Here is a 7492-nt window from a genome sequence, read left to right as displayed (position 1 = left end):
GGCGGGCTCCCAGGGCCGAGACGGCGGATGTCCGAAGATTGGTCAACGCTATTCCGTCGAGGACAGCCTGGGGCTGCCGTGTCGGGCCACCGAAGAGTACGTACAAGCCCTGGATTACTGGAGCCCCGACTGCAGAGTTTCCTGCAGTGATGGTTAGCAGTTTCGTGCCCACTACGTCCTCCCACGAGGAGGGCATTTGCAGGAACTGTCCAACCCCTGTCTCCACCCGGCTTCGTCGTCCATCCTGTTCCGGATCGAGACCGGAAACTAGGACTGACTCGAGAGCGTCGACGGCGGCTGCAGGTGCGAGCGCGTCCCGGACTGACTCTCCATCAATGAAGGCAATCGGATAATGACCGGCCGCAATGCTTTTCGGTGATTCCATGGTGGCGAGCCTCTTGACGCCCGGGTTACTTGATCAGGCGGGGTTCGCCGGTATCAGCCGCAGATTCGGGCAGGTCATGAGATGCGAGGACTTCGACGATTTTGCCGTCTGCCTTCATCGACTCAATGCTCGTGTTCAGCGCTTCCGTCAGGCTGGAATTTCCCTTAGTGTGGGGGAAACCGATCTGTGCGGGTTCCTTCGATGCGATAACCCGTTCATCGGGGTCGACGCCTTCAACCGTGAACTTATCGTTGTCCTTGTACATCATGGCGGCAGAACCGTACCCATCCAATCCAAGCTGAATACGGCCGGCCTTCAAGTCTGCCTGCATTTCGACTGCGCTCGGGTAGATGGAGAGGTTGTCACCCATGACTGCCTTCATGTCTGTGACCCACAGGTAGCCGTCCACCGTACCGACTTTGAGCGACTCCATCGCTGCAATGGAGGTGGTGCCGTCGGACGAGATCGCAGCCATCTCGTCGGTGTAGATGGGGTCACTCATATCGACAACTTCCGCCCGTTGGGCGGTTCGGTAATAGCAACCAATCGCCACGTCGGCGCGATTGCTTTGAACGGCCGGGATCGTACCCGCGTAGGACGTCTTTTCCATCTTGACCTCAAGACAGTTCGCCGCCGCGAACTCCTTGATGACCTCCGCGTCCACGCCTGTGGCCTCGCCGTTGGACACAGAGGAGAAGGGGGGGAATTCAGGGGCCGCGACGGTGAGGACTCCCTCCTGAAGCGTCTTAACCTCGCTCTGAGGTTCACAGTCATCGGCAACGGAAGCGGCTGTGCCACCGCCTCCACAGCCCGTGAGGGTTACGACGGCGATAGCACTGGCACTGAACGCAAACACGGAACGCAGTTTCATCGTTTTTCCTTCAGGGTGGGAGTTGGGTTGTGTGTGATCTGTAATACACAACCGGTCGTCGATTACTCTTGCTGGTAAGCGTCGTCCCTGTCAAGGGTTAGGAATAAATCGTGATCATGACAGAGGTGCTCCTTAACGGAGCCGTAGCGGTGTCCGTTGACTTACTTGGTGAAAATTGAGCTCAAAGGAGCGTTTGATGCAGGACAGCAGGAATCAGGTCGCCGCTTTCAAGAGTCTTGGGTTGAACCGCGGGACGCTCAAGGATGAGGCCGTAGCCGTAGTCCGGCAGGCCCTAATGTCCGGCGTGATGGAACCTGGGCAAATCTATTCTGCTAACTCCTTGGCGGTGCAACTGGGCGTTTCGAACAGCCCCGTGCGTGAGGCGATGATGGAGTTGTCGACCAAGGGATTGCTTGAGGTCGTGCGGAACCGAGGCTTCCGAGTTGTGGAAATGAGTGACGCAGACAGGCGCGAGGTCTACGACCTGCGAATGCTTATTGAGGTTCCCGCAGTCGTACAAGTAGCGGAGCGGGGGTTGGCACGACAGAACGCGGAGCTCGTGCGTGGCCTGGCCCAGATCACGATGGACACGGCGCGCCCGGACAACATGCTGGAATACCTTGATGCGGATCAGGCGTTTCATATGGGAATTGTTGCGTTGCTTGGCAATCGTCGACTAAACGGCATCATCGAGAATCTGCGTGATCAGAGCCGTGTGCGTGGGTCCTACCATTTGGCGGAGAGGGGGCGGCTGCGGCAGAGCGCACAGGAGCACGGGCCGATTGTGGAAGCGCTCATCGCCGGAGATGCTGCCCGAGTGGAGTTACTAATGACCAGCCACCTCGACTACGCCCGTCCCTGACCTCTCGTGCCGAGCCTAGGTTACGGCGGGCAGGGCCGGCGTAACCTGCCCGTTAGCTGCTGTGTTCGGCCACGGAGGCAGCAAGTGCATCCTCCACCCGTGCGACACTCGGACGGCCCAGAATGGCCTTTCGCGCAATGGTCACCATGTTACGAACGTGCTTTCCCGGCAGTGATGCGCTCTGACTGCGGGCGTTGTGAAGCTTCAGCATTGTGTCGGTAGCTATGGTGTTCCCAAACCCTGCCGCACATAAGCCGAGCGAGAGGGTCGTGTCCATGACCGTATGCGCCGCGTCTACCTCGATGCCCTGGGCGATCAAAGCCAAGCGCGCAGCACGCCCGAAGGCAGTCTCCGACGGCGGCAGCAGCCACGCTGCATCCCCCAGCATGGGGATGGCAACGGGTGAGATCCGTCTGCTTGAAGCGCTTTGCACGCCGTTGCTGCCGGAACCGGAGAAAACTACACGGAGGGGCTCCGAGAGAATGGTTCTCTTGGCGACGATAGCCGGAACGGGCAGGGGTAGCCCGGTATATTCCAAGCCCAAGGCGAGGTCGACCGTACCCGCTACTACCGCAGCGACCATCGCCTCTGGATCCAACTCCTGCATGCGGACCCGGATGTGCGGATCAGTACGCTTGAGAATCGTGATTGCCGGCGCGGCACAGGCAAGCGCGCCGGAGCCGAAAATGCCTAACCGCACAATCGCGTCAACACCGTTTCTTAGATCATCCAAAGCAGTGGACGCCGCCCCCTCCGCGGCCAGAATGGTCTGGGCATGCCGATGGAGGAGATGCCCGGCGTCAGAGAGACTGAGATTTCGTCCATCTTTGATGAACAGTGGAGTGCCAGCCTCTTGCTGCAAGCTGGCCATTTGCTGCGAGATCGCCCCAATGGAGTATCCGAGCCGTTCCGCGGCGGCGCTCATCGTGCCGCTTTCGGCCACGGCACACAGGGTCCTCAGCTGATTAAGAGTCCAACTCCGCACGCGCGCTCCTTTAGGGAACCTAAATGAATTCGATCAGCAACTATAGCTTGACGCTAAGGCCAACCTGCAGGATGGTGTTATATATAACCCGTTACCGATTGCGGACTAGCACTCTTTCCTCGTCAGGAGGTCCCATGGACAGGCAAATCGTTCCGCTCTCGCTTCCAGAGGGCGTAGCCCAGCCGACTGCGGCCGACGTCGTCGTGATCGGCGGTGGGATTATGGGCGTCAGCACAGCCTTCCATCTGGCAGAAGCGGGCGTGAAGAATGTCGTGCTCATAGAGCGCGGAGAGCTGGGGGGCGGCTCCTCCGCAAAGCCGCTAGGAGGCGTGCGGGCTACATTCTCGGATCCGGCCAATGTGGCTTTAGGAAAACGGAGCCTGGATGCCTACAGCCGGTTCACCGAGCGTTTTGGTACTGATATTGGCCTCAGGCGCGTCGGATATCTCTTTCTGTGCCGCAGCGGCACAGAAGTGATCGACTGCGAACGCAGCACCATCGTGCAGAACGAGTTCGGCAGCAACAGCCGCATGATCAGTCCGGATGAGGCAGTCCAAATAAACCCGTTTTTGGCTAAGGAGTCGCTCCTTGCCGCATCGTATTCTCCAGAAGACGGCTTTGCCGAACCGACGAAGGCAGTGCAGGCGTATGCGGGCGCCGCCATGGTGCTTGGAGTGCGAATCCTGACCGGCACCGAAGCGCTCGATATCGAGGCCACCAACGGTTCGATCACCGCTGTTGTTACCAACCGCGGGACCATCCGCACAGAAGCAGTCGTTTGCGCCACCGGCGCGTGGTCCCGCAAGATCGGCCAGATGGTGGGTGTCGATCTGCCAGTCACGCCTGTCCGCCGCCAGATAGGGATGACCCGCCAGCAACCGGTCCCCTATCCGGAAGTGCCGTTCACACTGGATCTGTCCACGACGATGTACTTTCATAACTACTACAACGGTATGTTGCTGGGCATCTCCAACAACCAGGACCCCGGATTTGGCCGCGACTTCAGTCACGAGTGGCTCCCTGAGTTCAACGCGGCTGCCAGAATCTGCGCGCCGGGCCTTGCTGAACCTGACCTGGAGCTCGGCTGGGCCGGATTGTACGAAAACACTCCGGACCACAATGCGCTGATTGGTGCCTCCTCCGAAGTGTCCGGGTTCTACTACGCCACCGGCTTCTCCGGCCACGGTTTTCTGCAAGGGCCGGCCGTCGGCGAACTGGTCCGCGACATGTACTTGGGACGACAAGGTTTCATGGACGCCTCTACCTTCTCCGCAGACCGCTTTAACGACGACCTTGCGCTGGTGCGCGAAGTCCACATCATCTGACGACCGCGCCGCGCACGAACGACGAAAGGAATGACAACCATGACCTTCAAAGACTCGTGGGAGCTCCGGGCCCAGTTCGCCCAGAGCCTCTCGACCATGTACGGCAAGGAAGTGCCCGCGTACAACACTCTGGTCGAGGTCTCCACCAGGGTGAACGAGGAGTACTTGCACCGGCATGGGGCTGCGGCTGAGCGGTTGGGTAGCATCAGCCGGGTCACTGCAGAACGCCACGGGGCGATCCGCGTGGGTTCCGAGCGCGAGATGTCCCAGGTATCACGGGTGTTCTCTGCCTTCGGCATGTACCCGGTGGGTTTTTACGACCTGCGGGATGCCTCTTCCTCTGCTGTCCCCGTGGTCTCGACAGCCTTCCGCCCCATCGACACCGCGGAACTGGCTAAAAACCCCTTCCGCGTCTTCACCTCTATGCTCGCTGTTGAGGATCCGCGCTTCTTCAGTCCCGACCTGCAAGAGGAACTGGCAGCATTCTTCGAAAAACGCGAGCTCTTCGGCGAAGAACTCTTGGAGTTGTCCGATCGTGCTGCCGCCGGTGGGGGACTGGCCGAGCGGGAAGCGGCCCGGTTGCTGGAGCTGGCCACGAACGCCTTCGAGTTGTCCTCGGACCCGGTAGACCATAACTGGTACCGCCGACTTGAGGCGATTTCCGCTGTGGCTTCCGACATCGGCGGCGTCACAAGCACCCACATCAACCACCTGACGCCGCGCGTCCTCGACATCGACGCGCTTTACGCGGGCATGGAATCCCTGGGCATCACAATGATCGACGAAATTCAGGGTCCGCCCCGCTGGGACGGCCCCGACGTCCTGCTTCGCCAGACCTCTTTTCGTGCCCTTGGCGAGGAGCGCCTGTTCCGTCACACGGACGGCTCCATCAAACCCGGGGAACTGCGGGTTCGATTCGGCGAAGTGGAAGCGCGCGGGATCGCGCTGACTCCCGCCGGCCGCGATCTCTACGACCAGATGGTTGCCGAGGTAGACAATCGGCTGAACGAAGGCCCGGAGAAGAACCGGCAGGATGTCGCCCGCGCAGTGTGGGAAGATAACCTGCCGCGGACAGAGGCCGAACTCGCGGCCAGGGGCCTGGCATTCTTCACCTACGTTGCGCGCCCCGACAAGCTGAGCGGCGCAAACACCGATCCAGTCACCTTGACCGAACTGATCGCCTCCGGCGCAGCCGTCCCGCAGCCAATCGTCTACGAGGACTTCCTTCCCCGGTCGGCGGCAGGCATCTTCCAGTCCAACCTCGCAGATGAAGGATCCAAGAACGAGGCGGAAGTAGCTGCCGACTACGACATCCACCGAATGACCCGCATCATCGGCCGTGAAGTCCGCGACCCCTACGAGCTATACCAAGCCCAGCAGGACGCGGCCGTCGCCGAACTCTCAGCAGCGCTCGGCCTCGAAATCGTCCCGGACGCAGTCGTATCTGCCAGCTGAATCTGTACCACTCCGACGTCCCGCCGCACACACGTCGGGAACCAGAAGTACAACACCGAACAGGAGCAATCCCATGACCGATACCATGACTGAAACCAGCAAACTCACCGAGCGTGTCCGGGCTTCCCTTCAGGCCTGCGGCGTAGCGGCCGAGGCCTACGGCGACGACCATGACGCGCTCTCCCCGCTGACCGGCGAGCGGCTGGCCACCCTCCGCCGCACCACTCCGGAGGGAATCGATAGCGCCATTGCCGCTGCCCACGAGGCCTTCAAGATTTGGCGCGACGTCCCGGCACCCGTGCGCGGCAACGTGGTCAAGCGCTGGGGAGAGCTCCTCACCGAGCACAAGCAAGATCTGGCAAACATCGTGCAGGCCGAAGCCGGCAAGATCACCTCGGAGGCCTTGGGGGAGGTCCAAGAGATGATCGACATCTGCGACTTCGCGGTCGGTCAGTCTCGCATGTTGTATGGCAAGACGATGCCGTCCGAACGCCCGGGCCACCGACTGATGGAGACCTGGCACCCGCTGGGTGTGGTTGGGGTGATTTCCGCCTTCAACTTCCCGGTGGCCGTTTACTCCTGGAACACCGCATTAGCTCTGATCGCTGGCGACACCGTGGTGTGGAAGCCCTCGGGAATGACGATGCTTTCTGCACTGGCTGCCGACGCCCTGCTGGCGCGGGCTGTAGCGGAATCTGAGGCTCCAAAGGACATCCACCAGCTGGTCGTGGCCAACCGCGAAGGCGGCCAAAAGCTTGTGACCGATCCGAGGGTTGCGCTTGTTTCCGCTACTGGTTCTGTCCGCATGGGCCGCGAAATCGCTCCTCAGGTGGCTGAGCGCTTCGGTCGGGTCATTCTGGAACTTGGCGGCAACAATGGTGCAATCATCGCGCCCAGCGCTGACCTGGACCTGGCTCTGCGCGGCATCGTCTTCGCTGCCGTCGGCACAGCCGGCCAGCGCTGCACCTCCATGCGGCGGCTCTTTGTCCACGAATCCGTAGTGGACCAGTTGACTGAGAAGCTCGTCGCCGCCTATGGAACATTGAGCATTGGCAGCCCGCTGGAGGAGAAAAACCTGGTGGGTCCGCTGATCAACGAAGGCTCCTTCAATGCAATGCAGCAAGCGTTGTCCGACGCACAGGCCCAGGGCGGCACGGTGCTGACCGGCGGTAAGCGCGTCCTTACGAATGAGATGCCGAACGCCTACTACGTCGAGCCCGCCATCGTCCGCATGCCTGAGCAGAGCAAGGTCGTCCATGAGGAAACCTTCGCTCCCATCATGTATGTGATGACCTACTCGGATCTCGATGAGGCTATCGAGATGCACAACGCGGTGCCGCAGGGCCTGTCCTCCGCGATCTTCACGCAGGACCAGGGCGAGGCCGAACGTTTCATCTCCGCCTCCGGCTCGGACTGCGGCATCGCCAACGTCAATATCGGCACCTCCGGCGCCGAGATTGGCGGCGCCTTCGGCGGCGAGAAGGAGACCGGCGGCGGCCGCGAATCCGGTTCCGACTCCTGGAAGGCATACATGCGCCAGGCGACCAACACCGTCAATTACTCGGGCAAGCTTCCGCTGGCCCAGGGCGTCGAGTTCGTCTAACAACAC

Annotated in this window: 6 protein-coding genes and 1 pseudogene; 4 read left to right on the top strand and 3 right to left on the bottom strand. The window is 61.0% G+C overall.

Features of this window, described 5'->3' with window-relative positions; all coding sequences use genetic code 11:
- Both AC5RWT_RS20655 and AC5RWT_RS20650 read right to left on the bottom strand, forming a co-directional pair.
- Nucleotides 1-385, bottom strand: a pseudogene (locus tag AC5RWT_RS20655) (ornithine cyclodeaminase family protein); the annotation flags it as partial.
- Between the two features lie 25 nt (nucleotides 386-410).
- The gene (locus AC5RWT_RS20650; RefSeq protein ID WP_494081801.1) at nucleotides 411-1256 is read right to left on the bottom strand and encodes a substrate-binding periplasmic protein; all 846 of its coding nucleotides are present in this window, start codon (nucleotides 1254-1256) and stop codon (nucleotides 411-413) included.
- Between the two features lie 196 nt (nucleotides 1257-1452).
- Here AC5RWT_RS20650 and AC5RWT_RS20645 point away from each other — a divergent pair, with 196 nt between their 5' ends.
- Nucleotides 1453-2118 carry a GntR family transcriptional regulator gene (locus AC5RWT_RS20645; RefSeq protein ID WP_494081800.1) on the top strand — a complete coding sequence of 222 codons (666 nt, stop codon included), beginning with the start codon at nucleotides 1453-1455 and terminating at the stop codon, nucleotides 2116-2118.
- Between the two features lie 52 nt (nucleotides 2119-2170).
- Here AC5RWT_RS20645 and AC5RWT_RS20640 read toward each other — a convergent pair whose 3' ends face one another.
- Entirely contained in the window at nucleotides 2171-3103 is a 933-nt protein-coding gene (locus AC5RWT_RS20640; protein WP_494081799.1) for a LysR family transcriptional regulator, read from the bottom strand.
- 134 nt (nucleotides 3104-3237) lie between these two features.
- Between AC5RWT_RS20640 and AC5RWT_RS20635 the strand changes: the two genes are divergently transcribed.
- From AC5RWT_RS20635 to amaB, 3 genes are all read left to right on the top strand, one after another.
- Entirely contained in the window at nucleotides 3238-4428 is a 1191-nt protein-coding gene (locus AC5RWT_RS20635) for an NAD(P)/FAD-dependent oxidoreductase (RefSeq protein WP_494081798.1), read from the top strand.
- Between the two features lie 39 nt (nucleotides 4429-4467).
- Complete coding sequence (gene hglS, locus AC5RWT_RS20630; protein WP_494081797.1) at nucleotides 4468-5883, top strand: 2-oxoadipate dioxygenase/decarboxylase; 1416 nt, start codon at nucleotides 4468-4470, stop codon at nucleotides 5881-5883.
- Nucleotides 5884-5956: 73 nt separating this feature from the next.
- The gene (gene amaB / locus AC5RWT_RS20625) at nucleotides 5957-7486 is read left to right on the top strand and encodes an L-piperidine-6-carboxylate dehydrogenase (protein ID WP_494081796.1); all 1530 of its coding nucleotides are present in this window, start codon (nucleotides 5957-5959) and stop codon (nucleotides 7484-7486) included.
- Nucleotides 7487-7492: the final 6 nt, after the last annotated feature.

The sequence above is a fragment of the Arthrobacter sp. Dra40 genome (genome assembly GCF_059091905.1).
This window is presented reverse-complemented; position numbering and strand designations above follow the sequence as displayed.